At 42.9% G+C, this 849-nt stretch carries 1 pseudogene; it reads right to left on the reverse strand.

Annotated features, from left to right (window positions below):
• Window positions 1-171: 171 nt before the first annotated feature.
• A pseudogene (locus HC723_RS17575) lies at window positions 172-727 on the reverse strand (transposase); the annotation flags it as partial.
• Between the last annotated feature and the right edge of the window lie 122 nt (window positions 728-849).

Consider the following 849-nt stretch of genomic DNA (forward strand, 5'->3'; position numbering starts at 1 on the left):
GAAGCCCTGGTGCAATTAGAGTTTTCAGCCCGTCAAATAGGTAAAGAACTTAAACGGGGAAATAAATCGATATCATCAGAGTTGGGACGCTGCCCTCAAGGTCGATATACAGCAATAACGGCGCATGACAATCGGTGTTTTTCAAGGTAGTTGTCATCATTTGCTTACTTATTAAGCTGCTTTTATCTCAGGATTTAAGTGGACGTCTCCAACAGGTTCACAGTTCCTAATATCGTTAGACCAACGTGCTGGATTCTTGCATTTCGCTGCAAGTAAAACTTCTGCGCGATGAGCCAAAACCTCTTTATCTTTTCCATTGTGTCGCTGCAAAGGCGTCACGTAATTTAACTTACTGTGTTTGTGTTCGGTGTTGTACCAACGCACGAAGGATTCAACCCAACAGCGACTATTCTCCAGACAGTCAAAGCCCCTTTGTCGGCCAGTTTGGTACATACTTCAGGGTACGGAACAGTGATTCCACATACGGATTATCATCGCTGACTCTCGGTCGACTATAGGAAGAGATGATGCCTAATTCTTCCATTTTTGCTTTAAACGTTAGTGATTTCATCGGCGCACCATTGTCTGAATGGAGTACCAGTGGTTGATAAAAGCATTGCTCGCGGAGCAATGTTCGTTGCAACAGCTGTGATGCCAATTCTCCACTCTCGCATTCATAGACATCGTAACCAACAATTTTTCTGCTGTAGATATCTTCTATGACAAAGTGAAATCTTTCCTAAGCCTCGGTTTCAGTCCTGAGCAAATGGCTGGACGAATGAAAAAGGAAAAGATAAGTTATTGTGCCAGCATGCATACTATTTATCGTTTAATTGCTCGAAATGGTTG

Source organism: Vibrio sp. S11_S32 (assembly GCF_014694465.1).
Taxonomy (GTDB): domain Bacteria; phylum Pseudomonadota; class Gammaproteobacteria; order Enterobacterales; family Vibrionaceae; genus Vibrio; species Vibrio algicola.